We start from the raw sequence: 18,728 nt of genomic DNA, 5'->3' as shown, positions 1-18,728 counted from the left end.
ATTTCAAAATCATTCTGGGTTAAGGTCTTGACAGAAACGTTAATTAATGTTGCTAAAATTTCGTTGGTATTGGTCATCTGAATTAAAGTATTATTGCTATCGGAAACAAGAGTTAATTGTGCAAAGGTTAATTGCCCTGTTAACCCAATGAGATCTTCACCTTGAGTAAAATCATTAATTGTATCACTGCCTTGATTTTCGGTTAGAACAAAGCGATCGCGTCCTACTCCTCCAATTAAAGTATCATCCCCTTTATCTCCATATAACCAATCATCGCCTTCATTTCCCCGTAGAATATCACGTCCTTGACCGCCAAATAAAGTATCACTTCCGATATCTCCCGTGAGGTCATCATCATCTAAATTTCCATATAATAAATCATCTCCACTGCGACCATCTAAAACATCATTATTTTGTCCCCCATAAAGGGTATCATTCCCTTCATTTCCCACAACTGCATCATTATCCAAATTCCCATTTAACCAATCATTCCCGATATTTCCCGATAAAAAATCATTTCCTGAAAGTCCTAAAATTAAGTCATCTTCTACACCTCCAATCACCGTATCGCTTTCTTCAGTTCCTAATAAAAGCTGAAAGGTTTGATTATCCCAAATAACAGTTGTGTCTGTCATAATTTTTTTAAGGTTAAAGTGGATTAAAGGTTAAGCTTAATTTTTAGCGATAGGGTAATGATAGTGATGCCAATGATGGGCAATATCTATCCGACGACATAACCACACTTGATCATGATTTTGAAGATAATCTAAAAATCGAGCTAATGCTGCCGCCCGTCCGGGTCTACCGACTAAACGACAATGCAATCCAATACTCATCATTTTAGGAGTTGTTTCTCCTTCAGTATATAATAAATCAAAAGCATCTTTTAAATAGGTAAAAAATTGTTCTCCACTATTAAACCCTTGATTCGTTGCAAATCGCATATCATTATTATCCAGAGTATAGGGAATCACTAAATGGGGCTTTCCATAGTCATAAACCCAATAAGGTAAATCATCCGCATAACTATCAGCATCATACAAAAAACCCCCGGCTTCTACGACTAATTTTCGGGTATGAGCGCTGGTGCGTCCGGTATACCAACCCAGGGGTCGAGTTCCTGTTACTTCGGTATGAATAGCGATCGCTTTTTGTAAATGTTGACGTTCCGTTTCTTCATCAAAATATTTATAATCAATCCAACGATACCCATGACTGGCAATTTCCCAGTCTGCTTCTAACATTGCTGCAACGGCCTCTCGGTTGCGTTCTAAAGCCATTGCAACTCCATAAACGGTCACGGGGATCTGACGTTGGGTAAACAGCCGATACAGTCGCCAAAACCCGGCTCTGCTGCCATATTCATAAATAGATTCCATGTTCAAATGGCGTAATCCTTGAAAGGGTTCAGCCCCAATAATTTCTGATAAAAAAGCTTCTGAAGCTTGATCCCCGTGTAGAATACAATTTTCGCCGCCTTCTTCATAATTAATCACAAATTGTACAGCAATTCGAGCTTGGTTCGGCCATTTCGGATCGGGAGTATAACGACCATAACCGATTAAATCCCTGGGGTAAGATTCAGACATTTTATTAATTTCCTCCAAGCTTTTTTAAACTATTAATTACCTAAACCTATTATTTACACATTTGGTAATTCCCTGTTGCCTATTGCCTATTGCCCATTCCCTGTTCCCTGTTCCCTGTTCCCTGTTCCCTATTGCCTATAGCAAGATTGCCTATTGCCTATTCCCTGTTCCCTGTTCCCTGTTCCCTGTTCCCTCTTAAATCTTAATTCAGATAAGCAGATTGACAACTGATCATAATTTCTTGAGTTCGGGGATAGGATTGTAAATATTGAAGAAACAGTGGAAAATCAAAACTTCTGGGATCTTGCCTTTCCCCTGAACGATCTACCGCCGCATGAGTCGTAATTCGATCATCAGGAACCCCTGTTTTTGCCACTAACCACGCTAAAGATTGATATTGTGCAGAGGTATAACCACTATGAGAAGCAGCATTATTGCGACCATCAGGAGGAGTTTCTAAAGAAACATGATAAGCAAAATTATTCACCGATGGAGGACGATTTGGATTCGTTTTAACCGTTTCTGTTCCCCTAGAAGTTGTAAATACAGAATTTCCTGCACCAAAGGCTCTTAAATCCGGGGGAACAATATAAACAATATCTCCAGTTAACATAATTAAACTATGATAACTGGCTTGATTATCCTCATAATTTTGAGCACTTTGAAAAAAATTCACCGCACTATAAACATCCGATACGGTTTCATGTAACACGACAATCGGAGCATTATTCACAGGTTGCCCATTAATATCATAAAGAAATCGTTGTCCGTAGTTTGTCCGATTGGCTAAGGCTTGATATTCATTGGGAGTATAACCGACAGCCGCTTGAAGATTAGCCGTTTGTACATCCGTTGGTCGTCGAAACCGATATAATGTTACGGGATTTACAGCAGGCCCCGGTTTACTACGGGCTGGAGGGTTAGGATCAGGTTGTAATGCACAAGTTCCAGGGACAGAAACCGGATTGACATTCACATTCGCCACAGGTTCCGGTTGGGGTGGAGTCACCTTCGAGGGTTCTGGGGGTTCCTCTGCTACTACCAATTTAACCTCCTCAGCAGCAGAAACCGTTTCCGCCATCACCCGCTCAAATTGAGGTTTTGGAGGCGTTTGAGACCACACAGCCATCCCTTGGGCGATAATCCCATCTCGATTTTTAAGTCCAATTGTGATTCCAACTCCGAGTAAATATAAAGTTAACAGCAGAATCGGTGTCCATTTTTTCATCGGTGAATTTAGGGAATTTTGAATGCAATATTTTCCAGTGTAGTATGACAAATATCAACCGAAAAAAAAACCCACTGGTGATCAGCCAGTGGTGAGGAACGAAACGTGATTTCTTTGTGAGGAGTGAACTTGCTTATGATTTAAGAGTATCGTGGCGATGTGAAGTTATTGTGTCAATGGGATGACATTTTGTTGACGGTTGATGTCGTTAAGCCAAACAACGAACGGGAGCGCTTTCCAAAACTTGATGAATTACCTCAGAAGTCACTTGATCCGTTACAATGGCTTCTCCAATGCGAGTGGGTAATACAAATCGAACTTTTCCAGCTTTGACTTTTTTATCGGTTTGTAAACTTTCTAAAATGTCATCAATCTTTAATCCAAGGGGAAGTCGGGTGGGTAATCCCGCCTTTTCAATAATACTCAATTGACGTTGATCACTGTGTTCATCCCATAATCCTAATTTAACCGCAATTTGACTCGCGGCTACCATGCCAATTGCTACGGCTTCCCCATGAATAACAACGGTATATCCGGTTAAACTTTCAACGGCGTGACCAATAGTATGACCATAATTTAAAATCGCTCTTAACCCCGATTCTTTTTCGTCTTGACTGACAACATCGGCTTTACTTTGACAGGAACGAATTAAAATTTCTGATAATAATCCGGGTTCTAAGAATTGGATTTGATCTAATCCTTGGGATTGTTCCAATTTAACAAATAATTCTTCATCCCAAATTACACCATATTTAATCACTTCTGCCATTCCCGCGCGGAATTCTCGTTCAGGAAGGGTTTGTAAAACATCAGGATCAATTAATACTAATTTAGGTTGATGAAACGCCCCAATTAAATTTTTTCCTTGGGGATGATTGACTCCAGTTTTCCCGCCAATAGACGCATCGACCATCGCTAATAAAGAGGTCGGAACTTGAACAACATGAATCCCCCGCAACCACGTTGCAGCCGCAAACCCGGTCATATCTCCAATAATTCCACCCCCTAATGCTACCATTGTCGAAGACCGTTCTAAACGATGGTTTAATGCAGCATCATAAATTTTTTGTAAGGTTTCGGGGGTTTTGTATTCTTCTCCGGCAGGTAGGATACAAATTGCCACATCAAACCCCGCTTTTTCTAAGGAAATTCGGGCAGGTTCTCCGTAATAATTAAAAATTTCAGGGTTAGAAACTAATAATATTTTTTTCCCTAATTTTAAGGGGGTGATGAATTCCCCTAATCGATCTAAATGTCCTGCACCAATGGCAATATTATAAGATGATGAACCTAAATTAACTGGAATAATAGACTCCATTTTTTCCCCTCATTAAGTTACCCCTAAAAATTGTATGCTATTTTTCACTCGTTACGAATAGGATCAGACGCATAATTTGCCCAACTCATGATTCAATAGAAAATGATGTTTATGGAGATATCTAATGGTTACAGTGGATGGCGCGATCGCCTATGTTATCATTTATGCAGTCGCTTTAGTGGCAGCCGCCGGAATTATGTTTACCCTGCGTGCTGTTAAGCTCATCTAATCTTACCCCCCAGACGCGCCCCAGCGCGTCTCAACTTATTGTTGTACTTGAGTACCAACCGAAGCCAATTGCTCATGAAAACTCATGAAGAAGTGAGGTCAACAGCTTTTAATTTTAACAAATTTCTTCCCCACTTAAGAAAATTCGAGTTTGATCAGATAACCCGGAATTATTTCCTAATTGAATTTCCTTAATTTGGGCTTCAGAAATCCCACTGCGGAATAAATTAGCTCCTCGAAGATCAGTATAGAATAAAATTGCATCTTTGAGGTTAGTATGCCGCACAATTGCATCTCTTAAAGACGCATAACTAAAATCAACTTGCTTCAAATTAGACCGCGTTAAATCAACTTGTGACAAATCGGCTTGACAAAGGTTACTTTGGACTAAGCTTGTATCTCGAAGTTTAGCATCGACTAAAATCGTGTGACTTAAATCAGCTTGATTCAAGGTTGCACCCGTCAGATTAGCTTTAACTAAATTGGCGAATTTCAAGTTAGCTTGAGTTAAAATAGTACGCTCTAAAATTGCTCCTTTTAAATTGGCATTTTCTAAATTAGCGGCTGTTAAATTAGCACCTCGTAAATCAGCACCTTGAAGATTAGCACCTTGAAGATTAGCTCGATTTAAATTCACGTTTCTTAAATTAGTATAACTTAAATTTGCTTTTTTTAAGTTAGCTGAACTTAAGTTAGCTAGTTGTAAATCAGAGGCGGATAAATTAGCTTCAGTTAAATCAGAATTTTCTAAATTAGCTTCTTGTAAATTCGCTTCAGTGATGATTGCCCCTGTTAAATCAGCACGATTCAAATTTGCTTGTTTTAAATTGCTACAGATTAAGTTAGCGTGTTTTAATTCAGCCCTACGAAAATCTGTTCGGGTTAAAGTTGCATCCATTAAGTTCGTATAATTAAGATTAGAAATAAAAAATTTGCTTTCTGTAAAAACTCCATAACTTAAATCCGCACGACTAAGTTTAGCCAAGCTTAAATCTACTTGAATCAGTTCCACAGATTTTAAGTTAGTTTCTCGTAAATCTGCTCCCCGTAAATCCTTCCCTCGTGATTTTAATTCTTTTAAATTACTATTGCGTAAATCAGGGCCTTTAAACTGGCAAAATAGACGATAGGTGTTGAATTCAGTTTCTGATTGATTTCCTTCCGTATCTTCTTTCGTTTTGACCAAAAAATACTGCACATTTTCTGTAAATAAAGTAAACACTAGATTAAAAATTTCTAGGAACTGAATCATACCTTGACATCTGACTTCGGCATGATCTTGATAGAATTGAATTAAATTGGCAATACAAATGTCCAAATAGTTACGACAAGAATTTCCCAGCAACACTAATTTTAGGAGTAAAATAACTAAAGTAAGTTGACTTCCTTGCTTAATGATTAAATTAAATAAAAAGGTGGGAGGACTATTTTTTTCAATTAATAAATATTCTATTAATCTATTACAGGTTCTCGTAATTAAGGCTTCACTAACAATTTTATCATCATGAATACAATACAGAGATTCCAGTTTTTGTGTAATTCTTTCGCGAATAATATTGGCTGGATACTGCTGACTAAGATTAAACATTAAATATTGAGGTAAACATTGTTTGAATTGACCATAGGTAACATTTTGAGTATTACTTAAAAATAAATTGGCTTGGGTTCCATAATTAAAGACACGCTGGGTTGAAATGGTTTGTTTAATTAAATTAATGACTTCATCCCCCAATAGAGTTGGGTTTTTCGGCTGACGATCTCGACTGGCTGGAGATTGTAACCGAGCAATATACATTGCTAAATCAAATTTATACTGATCCTTAAGTTGTTTAATTAAATTTCGGACAGTTTCTTTTTGTTCCCTTGAATTATGAGGATTAAGGTATTGAGGAACTAATAAATAAGATTGATAACGATAACTCCAATCTCCTCTTTCTATATTGGCATATCGTAATAACTCTTGATAATTTTCGCTCTCTAAAAAGTGTTTCAGCCATAATAGGAGTCGGCTTTCTTGAATTGATAAGCAGGTTTTATAATAATCAGAAAAATCCGAAAGTTTATGAATAAATTTCCGAATCAAGGAATACTGACGTTTAATTAACCAATTATTAATCAAGATATAACAGCATCGCTTGATAAGGCCTTGAAAATGGGGTTCCCCTTCTTCATAACTCAGAATCTCTTCTAAGGCGACTTTAACTTCTGGCTTTTGGGGACACAGAAGGTAGAAAAATAATTGCTCAAAGGAGTCTAAAACGGATGCTGGGCTACCCGTTTGAACCCGATTTAAAAAAAATTCATAGATTAGGTCTGCGCTCATTTTTAAGCGATTATAAAGAGAATAACTTGTAGAATACGATGAAAAAGTTTGATGAGATTGACTAATCAATTTCCCTTGAACTGGGTGATCCATCAATTGTACTGGGTACAAATACTGTTAAGTCTAGGATGGCGAGAGCTAGAAAAATTGGCAAAATTTTATCATAGCTTTACAGTTCTTTCATCATCTTAGAAAGAACGCCATGTTTAGTTAAAGATTTTGTAATTCTGGTTAGGGTTTTTCATCAAACCATGAAACTCTGGCGGGGCGAATCAACTCACTCCGCTCTAATATAGTAATGGATGAACCGTGAATGGAAATCAGACCCTCTTGAGTTAATCGAGCAAAGACTCTGGATAAAGTTTCTGGGATTGTTCCTAGTAAAGCAGCCAGTTGAGTTTTCGTCAAGTCTAATTCTAAGGTAATCATAGAAAATTACTGTTTTTTGACTTTTTTTTCAATTGATACATAGACCGGATTCCTGAAAATCTAAACCTCAGATCAAGAATCAAGAAATCAGTTCCCCCAAGGGATCAAGTCTATCGAGTTCTCTGGGTGGATCAAAAAGATAGACACCCATCTCCTTGAAAGTATGACAAATCGTAAAACTTGTTTAAATTTTGTTTATTCATTGTCTTTTTATTTACAAAATTCTGGTATAAAGTTAACAAATTTGTCACAAAAGCCAACTTCTGTTTAATCTTTTAGAAATATTAGGTTGATAGAGGATTTAGAATAGATTAAGATAGAATCAATCAATACAACCCAGATAGGAGTATAATTGTAAATAATCCTAAACTAAAGGAGTAAAGATAGTTTTATCTACACCTTATTGTCTTAGCTGACTGAGTACGAATGTATTTCTCTTCTAATTGTGGATCTAGGGCTGACTTGCTAGTGATTGATGATACACTAGCAAATTTAAGACTCTTAGTCAATCTGCTACGAGAAAACGGCTATAAAGTTCGGGCCGTTAGTAATGGTTATGAAGCTCTGGAGACGATTCAAAAGAGCCCTCCTGATTTGATTTTATTGGATATTCTCATGCCCGATTTATCGGGTTATGAAGTTTGTGAAAAATTAAAAAAAGATCCTAAAACCCACGATATTCCCATTATTTTCCTGAGTGCTTTAAGTGATAGCTTAGATAAAGTCAAAGCGTTCAGTGTAGGAGGTTCAGATTATATTACTAAACCGTTTCAAGTGGAAGAAGTGTTAGCACGGGTAAAAAATCAACTCACCATTCAATGGCACAAAAAACAACTTCAACTTGAAATTTTAGAACGGGAACAAGCTCAAGAAGCATTACGGATACAATATCAACGGGAACAAGCCTTGAATCGCGTGATTCGTGCGATTCGGAATTCCTTGGAATTATCAACAGTATTTTCAACAACAGTCACTGAAATTGGTCAACTGTTACAAGCTGATTGGGTTGCCATTGTTCAATATTTCTCCCCATCCCATAACTGGCAACCGATTGTTGAATATTTTCCGAATTCAGACCTGGAAAAATTGGTTAAAACTCAACTGTTGAATTCTAATTTGTTATTAACAGAACGGTTTAAATTATTACAAGTTTTTTGTGTCGAAGATCCTCTTCCTCCCCCGGATTCATGGCATCAAGATTTAGTTGAACAATATCCGAGAATTTGGTTACCCATTCCAGTATATTCCGGTGGAGAACCCTGGGGAAGTTTAAGTATTGTTAGACATCGTTCCATTCCTTGGTCAGAAACTGATGTAGAATTAGCAGTAGTTGTCACCGATCAATTAGCGATCGCAATTGGACAATCTCAACTCTATCAACAACTTCATCAAGTTAATGAAGAATTAGAACGTCTTGTTAATTTAGATGGGTTAACCCAAGTGGCAAATCGCCGACGATTTGACCGAGTTTTAGAACAAGAATGGCTAAGATTACGACGAGAAAAACAGCCTTTATCTTTAATTTTAGCTGACATTGATTATTTTAAATTATATAATGATACCTATGGTCATTTAGCTGGGGATGATTGTCTCAGACAAGTTGCTCAAACTGTTAATGAAACTCTCAAACGTCCTGCGGATTTAGTCGCTCGTTATGGAGGAGAAGAATTCGCCATTATTCTTCCTAATACCAGTTTAACGGGATCTCTGCAAGTTGCAGAACAAATTCGACAAGCCATTTATAATTTACAACTTCCCCATGAAGTTTCCCCCGGAAATACGGTGATCACTCTGAGTTTAGGGGTCAGTAGTTTAATTCCTCCCGTAGATGGAGAGCCACAAATCTTAATTCAAAAAGCTGATCGAGCATTATATAAAGCCAAAACTCAAGGTAAAAATCTTGTGTGTCATTTTGAATGTTTAGAATAAATCTATAGTGCTACCCATTACAGTTAGGATAATTCTCAATTCAGCAAGCCTTTTCACTTCCTACTGTTTTTAGTTAAGCTGTTCTCTGTTTTTTTCCCATAGCAGTCTAGCATTTTATAACACGATCTTGATAATTTTTAAGGTGAAGCCTGATGATGAATCAATCGCTATCATTTTCGTCTAACTTCGCTCAACGCTTAGAAAAACTCCAATCTTATTGTCAATGGATGAGCCGAGGAATAGCCATTCTAGGATTTATAGGGTTGATCTTTGGAATAGCCAAACAGCTTTTTGGAGATGGAATTTCTTTCAATTTAATTTCGATTAATTTTTATACCACAATTAATTTAATCATAGCTGGATTAACATTAGGGTTCTGTCCGTCTAAAAAACCATTAAAATCAACCCTTAAAATAGGAGGGTTTTTAATAATTTTCATCACTGGTTTAAGTTTGTCCTATGATCTAGCTTCTCTGCTTTTAACGAAGGTTAAACCTTACCCTAATGCTTTAGAAACCATGCCAATTAATGTGGCGTTTGTATTTTTGATCATAGGAGTAACTTTCCTACTTTTAAACCAAACTTCTCCCCCTAACTTGTTAATTGAAATCCTGATCAGTGGGGCGGGATTCATTACCTATATAGGATTGTTAACCCATATTTACAATAAGGTTTATTTCAACCAGGAATTCACCTTAGAAATTGGATGGGTAACCGCTATTCCTTTGTTAGTCTTATGTACAAGTCTATTAAGTACCCGTCCCCATCAAGCATGGATAAAAATTTTAATGGAGGACTACATTGGAAGTCATCTCGTCCGTCAACTATTACCTGCGGTGTTTTTATTACCTCCAATTTTAGCCGGGTTAGGACAATGGGGTATCAAAAACGGTATTTATGGTGAACCCATTGCTTTAGCTTTGAGTACAACCTTAGATGTGGTTGTGTTATTCGGTCTTGTCAGTTGGAATGCTGAAACCCTCAATAAAAATATGACTGATAAAAAACAAATTGAAATTACCCTCTCTCAAATTGCTGCCATTGTACAATCTTCTGAGGATGCCATCATTAGTAAAACCTTAGACGATAGAATTAGTAGCTGGAATTTAGGGGCAGAACGTTTGTTTGGATATACCGCCCAAGAAATTATCGGTCAACCGATTTCTGTTTTATTACCCGCTAACCGTTTTTCCGAAGAAGCTGATATTTTACAACGGTTACTCCAAGGAGAAAGAATTCAGCATTTTGAGACGGTGCGAAGGCGAAAAGATGGCAGTTTAGTTGATATTTCCTTAACGGTTTCTCCGATCATCAATAGCCAAGGAAACATGATTGGAGTATCTAAAATTTCACGAGATATTAGTGAAAAAAAACGCATAGAAGCCGATTTGCAACTCAGTGAAAAACGATTTCGCAGCGCCTTTGAAAATGCTTCTATTGGAATGGCAATTGTGGGATTAGGTGGTCAGTGGTTACGGGTCAATCAAGCATTATGTGAAATTTTGGGATATTCTGAGAAAGAATTATTAAATTTAACCTTCCAAAGCATTACTCATCCTGATGACTTAGCGAAAGATTTAGAAATTTATCAGAACTTATTAGATAAAAAAGATCCAATTTTTTCGACAACCCTGCGACAAGACTCAGGACAAGGTTCAGGACAATCCTATCAATGGGAAAAACGATATATTCATCAAAATGGAGAGATGATTTGGGTTTTAATCAATAGTACCTTAGTGCGAGATAATCAAGACAATCCTTTATATTTTATTACTCAAATTCAAGATATTACTGAGCGGAAAAGACTTGAACAAGAATTAATTAAAAAACAACAATACTTAGATGCCTTTATTAGCAGTGCTCCCGTAGGTATGACAATTTTAGATGAGCAACTCCGATTTTCATTTATTAATCAGGCTCTAGCAGAAATTAATGGGATTCCGGTGGCTGATCATATTGGAAAAACTCCTTGGGATATGGTTCCTGATTTAGCGATTCAACAAGAAAAAACATTTCAGGAAGTTTTAAACCATGGAAAAACTATTCTATCGGTTGAAATTACAGGAGAAGTCCCCAACAAACCCGGAGTTAAACGCACTTGGTTAGTTTCTTACTTTCCTATCCGTTCTCAATCTCAGAAACCGATCGCCATTGGTATTGTTGTCGCTGAAATTACTGACCGAAAACAAGCAGAAGCAGCTTTGCTCGACAGTGAAGCTCGTTTTCGAGCCATTTTTAATCAAACCTTCCAATTAATGGGATTATTAACCTGTGAAGGAATGACATTAGAAATTAATCAAACTGCCTTAGATTTTGCAGGATTAAAACATGAAGAAATTGTGAATAAACCGTTTTGGGGCGGACACTGGTGGAAAATTTCTCCCGAAACCCAAAACCAGCTTAAAACTGCAATTGATCAAGCGTCTAAAGGTGAGTTTATTCGGTATGAAGTTGATATTTTTAACCACAATTATCAAATTAAAACTCTTGATTTCTCCCTGCGTCCCTTATTAAATGAACAGGGAGAAGTACAACTATTAATCGCTGAAGGACGAGATATTACCGAACAACAAACTCTCCAGCGAGAATTAGCTCAACGAGAATCTTGGTTAGACGCCTTTTTTGCTTGCGCTCCGGCTGGGTTATTAATTTTAGATGATCAAAAACGATTTATTAAAGTTAATGACTCTATTGCTCGAATGCACCGAATTCCAGCTAAAGATCATATCGGTCAATCGATTCAAGATGTGTTTTGTGAATATACAGCAATTTTAGACTTTGTTGGCGATGAAGTTTTAAGCAAAGGAAATCCAATTCTGGATTTAGAAATTAGTGGCGAATATAACTATCCAGGGGTAAGAAGTTATTGGATGGCTTCATTTTTCCCCTTATCTAGTGATGTTCAAGGCCGTGCTTCGGGAGTGGGTGGGGTGTTATTAGATATTACAGAACGTAAGCGAGTGGAATTAGAATTGCGGTCTGTGAGTGAACGATTGCAATATTTACTGACCGTGAGTCCTGCTGTTATTTTTAGTTGTCAACCCCGTGAAAATTATGAGATTACTTTTATGAGTGATAATGTTCGTAGTTTATTGGGGTATAATGCACCAGAATTTATTAGAAATCCTGGCTTTTGGTTAAGTCATGTTCATCCTGAAGATATTAAACTTTTGCGTTCAGGATTACAACATATTTTAAAACGAGATATTTTTAGTTATGAATATCGATTTTTACACGCCGACCGCACCTATCATTGGTTAGATATGCAAATGCGATTAGTTCGAGATTCCAAAGGAAAACCCTTAGAAATTGTAGGATACTGGGTTGATATTACGGATCGCAAACAAGCTGAATCTGAACTCCAAATTACTCAAAGACGATTACAAACCGTGATTGAAACCATTGGAAATGGCATTACCTTAAGTAATAATCAAGGTGAATTTTTGATTTTTAATTCCGAAATGGAAAATATCACGGGATATGGTTTAGAAGATACACAAAATCACCCGGATTTTATGAAATTGCTTTATCCTGATAGTTTGGGTTATCAACAAGCAGGAGAACGTTTACAACAAGTCCTCCATGAAGGAGAATTACATAATATTGAAACAACCATTATTACCAAATTAGGAGAGACTAAAACCTTATTAGTTTCAACGGTATTATTAGAAGATGAACGCGGGGAATTATTTTTAACGGTTTATCAAGATATTACTGAACGCAAACGCACAGAAGCAGCATTACAAGCCGCCAATGATTTATTACAAGCCACCATTCAAGCCGCCCCTGTTGCCATTGATGTCATTGATCAAGATGGTAAAGTCTTAGTTTGGAATCCCTCGGCTGAACGAATTTTTGGCTGGTCATTTCAGGAAGTCATCGGTAAGTCTTTACCCATGATTCCCCATGATTCTAAACACGAATTTGAACAATTTGTCAGTCAAACTTTTGTTGGGGATACCCTGAGTCAAGTCGAAACCAAACGTCAACGAAAAGATGGGTCTTTGGTTGATATTAGTTTATCGACGGCTTTAGTGAGGAATTCTCAAGGACAAATTATTGCAGCTATGGGTATTTGTGAAGATATTAGTGAACGTAAACGTACGGAGAAAGCTTTACGACGTTATGAAAGAATTGTAGCAGCGACAACGGATCAAATTTGTTTAATTGATCAAAACTATACCCATCAGTTAGCCAATCCAGCCTATTTGAATCGTTATGAACAAACCTTAGAAGCGTTGATGGGTTCTCCTTTGGTCAATTTGGTCGGTCAACACCAATTTGAACAGATAATGAAACCTTATTTAGAACGATGTTTAGAAGGAGAAGTCATTCATGATCATTGTTGGTTAACGGCTTCCAATTTAGAGGCTCAATTTCTGAGTATCACTTATGCTCCTTATTATGAACTTAACCAACATATTTCCGGCGTTGTTATTAGTATTCGGAATTTAACAGAACTTAAAATTGCTGAAGAAAAATTACATCAAAGTGAAGAAGCATTACTGGAAGCTCAACGCATTGCTCATATTGGAAATTGGAAGTTTGATGTCGCGAGTCAAAGAATGAGTTGGTCGGATGAAATGTACCGAATCTTTGGATTAGAAAAACCCCAGCCTGAACCGAATTATCAGCAGTATTTACAATATGTTCACCCAGAAGATCGTTCTAATGTTGAAAAACATATTCAACAAACCCTTCAAACCGGAATGTCCTATGAACTCGATTATCGCATTATCAGAACGAATGGTTCTATTCGCTATTTAGAAGTGCGGGGAGAAGGAGTTCGAGATCATAATGGTAATATTGTTCAATTGTTTGGAACCGCTTTAGATATTAGCGATCGCAAACAAGTTGAATTAGAACTTCAAAAAGCCAAAGAAACCGCAGAAGTTGCCAATCAAGCCAAAAGCATTTTTATTGCCAATATGAGTCATGAACTGCGAACACCATTAAATGCAATTCTCGGATTTGCTCAACTCATGACTCATGATACAACTATTCCTTCCCATCAACGAGAAAATTTAGAAATTATTCGTCGCAGTGGAGGTCACCTCCTTCATTTAATTAATAATATTTTAGATCTTTCTAAAATAGAAGCCGGACGAATGACGGTTGATCACAGCACCGTTGATATCAATTATTTGATTTTATCCACTTGGGAAATGTTTCGTTTGCGGGTAGAAGCCAAAGGATTAAAGTTTTTGCTGAATATTCAACCCAATGTCCCTTCTTCTGTAATTACAGATCCCAATAAACTGAGACAAGTCTTAATTAATATCTTAGGAAATGCCATTAAATTTACTCAAAAAGGCAGTGTAAGTTTAACTGTTTATTTAAAACCGAGAAGGGGGAATAGCGAGCCATCAACTGTTAACTATCTTAGATTTGAAATTGAGGATACTGGAGTCGGTATTTCTGCCTCTGAATTAAACCTGATTTTTGATGCGTTTATTCAAAGTCAATCTGGTAAAAAAGCCTTAGAAGGAACCGGATTAGGATTAACCATTAGTCGGAAATTCGTAGAATTAATGGGAGGGGTTTTAGGGGTTGAAAGTACCGTTGGTATTGGTAGTCAATTTTGGTTTGAAATTCCGCTAAAAATCGCTCCCAAAAGCAAAATTCAATCACCGCAAATTCAGCGCCAAGTTTTATCTTTAGCCCCTGGTCAACCTGATTATCGAATTTTAGTGGTGGATGATCAACCCGAAAATCGTCAATTAATGATGAAATTATTAACTCAAATTGGATTCCAGGTTAAAGAAGCTGAAAATGGACAGCAAGCCCTAACCCTGTGGCAACAATGGCAACCTCACCTGATTTGGATGGATATTCGGATGCCAATTATGGATGGTTATGAAGCAACCCAACAGATTCGTGCCAGCTTGCCGGGTCAAAATACGGTGATTATTGCCTTAACTGCTTATGCTTCTAAAAGCGATCGCAATTTAGCCTTATCTGCCGGATGTAATGACTATTTAAGTAAACCCTTCCAAGAAGATGAACTGTTTAGCAAAATGGCTGAGTATTTAAACTTGCAGTATGTTTATGCAGACCCTACGACTTCAGCCCCCCGCTCCTCGATCCTACCCAATTCTACCCATGAATCCTTAACCAAAGCTTGTCTATGGGTGATGCCTCCTGAATGGATCATCAAGCTCCAAGAAGCCGCCCTCCTGTGTGATGAAGAAGCGGTACTGTCTTTAATTGAAGAAATCCCCCCCGAACAGGAAACTCTGGCCAATGGTCTGCGAGCCTTAGCCCGTGATTTCCAATTTCAGCAGATTCGACAGTTAACCTTCGGAGAAAATACTGCTGAAAATACTCCAGATTCACCACCCATTTGAGACCCCAAACCTAATCATCGTAGATGATACAGCCTACTTTTGTTTCAGAAGATACAAAAGCTGACATAATGAATACAATTATCTCTCAATCCTTTTCAATCGATTTGAACCTCGTTTGGGGGACAAACTAAGGTGAGGAGCCTGGGTACAATGCTTGTACTTGCAATGATTCTTTACAATCGTTAACAATAAGTATCAGCCCCTTAGATCAACAGGAGAGTGGACGCTCTGTGTTCCAACACTTGAAGCAGGACTTGAAAAATGACTTAATTGCAGGTCTGTTGGTTGTGATTCCTTTAGCCACCACCATTTGGCTGACCATCACAATCTCCAGTTCTGTGATTGAGTTTCTGACACGCATCCCTAAGCAAATTAATCCCTTTGATGGTTTGCATCCGATTCTCGTCAACCTGCTCAATGTTTTAGTTGGGCTGGCGGTACCCTTATTAGGGATATTATTTATTGGTTTGATGGCTCGTAATATTGCGGGACAGTGGCTTTTAGGAGTCAGTGAAAAAATCTTACAAGCTATTCCCTTGGCGGGTTCAGTTTACAAAACCCTCAAACAACTTTTAGAAACCCTTTTACGAGATTCTAACGATAAATTCCGCCGTGTTGTCTTAGTGGAATATCCCCGTCCTGGGGTATGGTCACTCGCTTTTGTCACCGGGTCGGTCAGTGGAGATATCCAGTCCCAATTACCCGAAGCGATGGTGAGTGTCTTTATTCCAACCACGCCAAATCCGACCAGTGGATGGTATGCTATTGTTCCAGAACATCAGGTAGTCAACCTGTCCCTTTCGGTGGAAGATGCGTTTAAAATTATCGTATCTGGTGGGATTGTCAATACAACATCCTCATCGCTCAAAGCTCTTCCTTCTAAAACCCATTCTCCATTAGAATCCCTGGTTAAGAGTGAAAAGAGACTTTCATCCATTGCACTTGAAGATGAAGGGATCGGAGTGGGCGAAAATTAAAGGAGCACCCGTTCAAAATCATTAAGTATTAAGAGGATTTGGGGAAAGTCCTTAACAACAACCCCTGATTTTTTCTCATCGAGTTAAGTGGTGATCAAAATTTTGAGTTTTTATCGCTATTCAAGCTTTAAAAATTTAAGGGTTGTTTCTGAATTTTCCCTGTTGCTGCTTTTCCTGTTCGGATTTACTATTCTTTATTCTTAAATTCTTAGACTTATGCAAGCTCGTCGTACTGCTCGTGAACTCGCTTTACTGGGAATTAGTCAACTCCCAGCGACTTCAGAGCGCCTAGAACCCCAAGAATTACAAGATGTTTTAATTGCTGCGGTCAGAACATTGACTAATGAAGGTCAAGAATCTTTGGAAACGGCGGTTTCTGAATTACAACGTAGTAGCGATCGCCTCTTAGGAAGTCAACTACGGGCGAATGATTTAGATAGCGCCCGTTCCATGGTTCATGAAGCCATTGAATTAGTTCAAGGCGCAATTAATCGCTTAAGTACCGCTATTGAATTACCGGAATTAGTGCAACTGGCAAATCAACAAGAAGTTCGAGATTATGCCCTAGAAATTTTAATTCAAGTCAATCGTCATAAATCCGAAATTGATCAGTTATTAACTGATGCGATGGTGGATTGGCAATTGAATCGACTAGCCCGCATTGATCGAGATATTTTACGCATTGCTGTTGCAGAATTAATGTATTTAGAGTTAAAAGAGCAAGTGGCAATTAATGAAGCCATTGAACTGGCTAAACGCTACAGTGATGAAGATAGTTATCGCTTTATTAATGGGGTTTTACGTCGATTTGTCGATAAATTAAAAGCACCTGTTTCCGAGTTAACAGTTGACAGTTAACAGTCAGGGGGTCAGAAACCGGGTTTCTCAATCAATCTCTCTTGAGAAGCGAAGGTTATTACAGAAACCCGGTTTCTCAGGGTTAACACTTAACAGTCAACAGCCAACAGTCAATCAATATTAAATCCTATGGTATTTAATTGGTTTCGTCGTCAATTTAATGAAAAAACCGAGGAAACTCAGGAACCTAAAACCGAGGTTAAATCAGAACCTGAAAAGGTAGAAAAACCTGCGGAAACCTCTGAGATTTCTGAGGGTACACCTCAAATTTCTGAGGATTATTTACAGTGGGCAAAAGCCGCTTATAAAAATATTCAAAAACAACAGCAACCGGAACCCGAACCGGAACCTACTGTAGAGCCTGAAGCTGAACCCACAATTTTAACTCCAGAAATCTCTGAGGCGGAAACGGTAGAAGAGATCGCGGAAGTGGAGGTGATAGAAACAGCACCGGAACCGGAAGCTGTTGTTGAGTTAGCTCCCGAACCCCCCGTCACACCGGTTGAACCGGAACCTGTTGTTACCCCCCAAACCGAGGTCATACAGACAGAAACCGTCGAAACCGCAGAACCCCTACCCTTTTGGGCAACATCTGCCACAGAGCGTCAAGCAAGGCTAGAACGGCTCAAAGAAACGGCCATTGAAGAAGAACTCGAAACCAATCAAACCGCCTCCCCAGATGCGGGAATGGTGTTTGATGAGATGTTTATGTGGTCGGCGCAGGTCTTAGCAGATCAAGGTCGTCGTCCTGATGAAGTTGCCTTAGAAGAAATTACCTGGTTACAGAAACTTTGGAAGGCGTTAGGACGAACCAGACGCAGTTTACTCAACCAATTAAAAGCCATTGTCGGTCAAGGGCCATTAAATCAACAAGCTGTTGATGAAATTGAATCCATGCTGTTGCAAGCTGATGTCGGGGTAGAAGCCACCGATCGCGTCATTGAAGCGTTACAAAGCAAACTCCGTCAAGAAGCCTTACCCCCTGAACAAGCGATCGCTTATCTTAAACAAATCTTAAGGGAAATTTTGGAAGAACCCTTTTCACAAGGTTATCCCATTACCTTTGCACCCGAAAAAGACACCTTAAATATTTGGTTAGTCACCGGAGTCAATGGGGCCGGTAAAACCACAACCATTGGTAAAATCGCCCATTTAGCTCAAAAATCCGATTATCGCTGTTTAATCGCCGCTGGAGATACTTTTCGGGCTGCGGCAGTTGATCAAGTCAAAGTTTGGGGCGATCGCACCGGTGTTGAAGTGGTGGCGAACCCCGGAAAAAATACTTACCCGGCGGCGGTGGTTGATGATGCCATTGAAGCCGCTAGATCCCGAAATACAGAATTGTTAATTATTGATACAGCCGGACGTTTGCAAAATAAAAAGAATTTAATGGAGGAACTTAATAAAATCCGTCGAGTAATTGATAAACGAGCTCCAGAAGCCAAAATAGAATCATTGTTAGTGCTAGATTCTACTCTAGGTCAAAATGGATTACGACAGGC

Annotated in this window: 12 protein-coding genes; 6 read left to right on the top strand and 6 right to left on the bottom strand. The window is 38.4% G+C overall.

The features are described from left to right. The 4 genes from ACKPEB_RS20705 to aroB all read right to left on the bottom strand — a co-directional run. Positions 1 to 635, bottom strand: a 635-nt coding sequence (locus tag ACKPEB_RS20705) for a calcium-binding protein (protein ID WP_408966903.1), incomplete at its 3' end; no start/stop codon positions are given. A gap of 36 nt (positions 636 to 671) precedes the next feature. Then, positions 672 to 1,589: an allantoinase PuuE gene (gene puuE / locus ACKPEB_RS20700; protein WP_408966902.1), complete on the bottom strand. Its 918-nt coding sequence runs from the start codon at positions 1,587 to 1,589 to the stop codon at positions 672 to 674. A gap of 202 nt (positions 1,590 to 1,791) precedes the next feature. Further along, positions 1,792 to 2,817, bottom strand: coding sequence for an N-acetylmuramoyl-L-alanine amidase (locus tag ACKPEB_RS20695; RefSeq protein ID WP_408966901.1), 1,026 nt, complete (start codon positions 2,815 to 2,817; stop codon positions 1,792 to 1,794). A 208-nt stretch (positions 2,818 to 3,025) separates the two neighbouring features. Continuing rightward, positions 3,026 to 4,135 (bottom strand): 3-dehydroquinate synthase, encoded by a 1,110-nt coding sequence (aroB, locus tag ACKPEB_RS20690; protein WP_408966900.1) that lies wholly within the window; start codon positions 4,133 to 4,135, stop codon positions 3,026 to 3,028. Between the two features lie 124 nt (positions 4,136 to 4,259). On the opposite strand from aroB, the gene ACKPEB_RS20685 reads away from it, so the two are divergent. Continuing rightward, entirely contained in the window at positions 4,260 to 4,364 is a 105-nt protein-coding gene (locus ACKPEB_RS20685; protein ID WP_408966899.1) for a cytochrome b6-f complex subunit PetL, read from the top strand. A gap of 114 nt (positions 4,365 to 4,478) precedes the next feature. Here ACKPEB_RS20685 and ACKPEB_RS20680 read toward each other — a convergent pair whose 3' ends face one another. Both ACKPEB_RS20680 and ACKPEB_RS20675 read right to left on the bottom strand, forming a co-directional pair. Beyond that, positions 4,479 to 6,686, bottom strand: a complete 2,208-nt coding sequence (locus ACKPEB_RS20680; RefSeq protein WP_408966898.1) for a pentapeptide repeat-containing protein — start codon at positions 6,684 to 6,686, stop codon at positions 4,479 to 4,481. Between the two features lie 231 nt (positions 6,687 to 6,917). Next, a complete protein-coding gene (locus tag ACKPEB_RS20675; RefSeq protein WP_408966897.1) occupies positions 6,918 to 7,115 on the bottom strand; it encodes a helix-turn-helix domain-containing protein in 198 nt (65 codons plus the stop codon). Positions 7,116 to 7,541: 426 nt separating this feature from the next. Between ACKPEB_RS20675 and ACKPEB_RS20670 the strand changes: the two genes are divergently transcribed. The 5 genes from ACKPEB_RS20670 to ACKPEB_RS20650 all read left to right on the top strand — a co-directional run. Further along, positions 7,542 to 9,044: a diguanylate cyclase domain-containing protein gene (locus ACKPEB_RS20670; protein WP_408966896.1), complete on the top strand. Its 1,503-nt coding sequence runs from the start codon at positions 7,542 to 7,544 to the stop codon at positions 9,042 to 9,044. Positions 9,045 to 9,196: 152 nt separating this feature from the next. Then, positions 9,197 to 15,391, top strand: a complete 6,195-nt coding sequence (locus ACKPEB_RS20665; RefSeq protein WP_408966895.1) for a PAS domain S-box protein — start codon at positions 9,197 to 9,199, stop codon at positions 15,389 to 15,391. 230 nt (positions 15,392 to 15,621) lie between these two features. After that, a complete protein-coding gene (locus ACKPEB_RS20660; protein ID WP_408966894.1) occupies positions 15,622 to 16,368 on the top strand; it encodes a DUF502 domain-containing protein in 747 nt (248 codons plus the stop codon). A gap of 216 nt (positions 16,369 to 16,584) precedes the next feature. Beyond that, a complete protein-coding gene (gene nusB / locus ACKPEB_RS20655; protein WP_408966893.1) occupies positions 16,585 to 17,226 on the top strand; it encodes a transcription antitermination factor NusB in 642 nt (213 codons plus the stop codon). A gap of 129 nt (positions 17,227 to 17,355) precedes the next feature. Continuing rightward, positions 17,356 to 18,728, top strand: a 1,373-nt coding sequence (locus tag ACKPEB_RS20650) for a signal recognition particle-docking protein FtsY (RefSeq protein WP_408966892.1), incomplete at its 3' end; no start/stop codon positions are given.

The sequence above is a fragment of the Planktothrix sp. genome, from assembly GCF_046067725.1.
Taxonomy (GTDB): domain Bacteria; phylum Cyanobacteriota; class Cyanobacteriia; order Cyanobacteriales; family Microcoleaceae; genus Planktothrix.
This window is presented reverse-complemented; position numbering and strand designations above follow the sequence as displayed.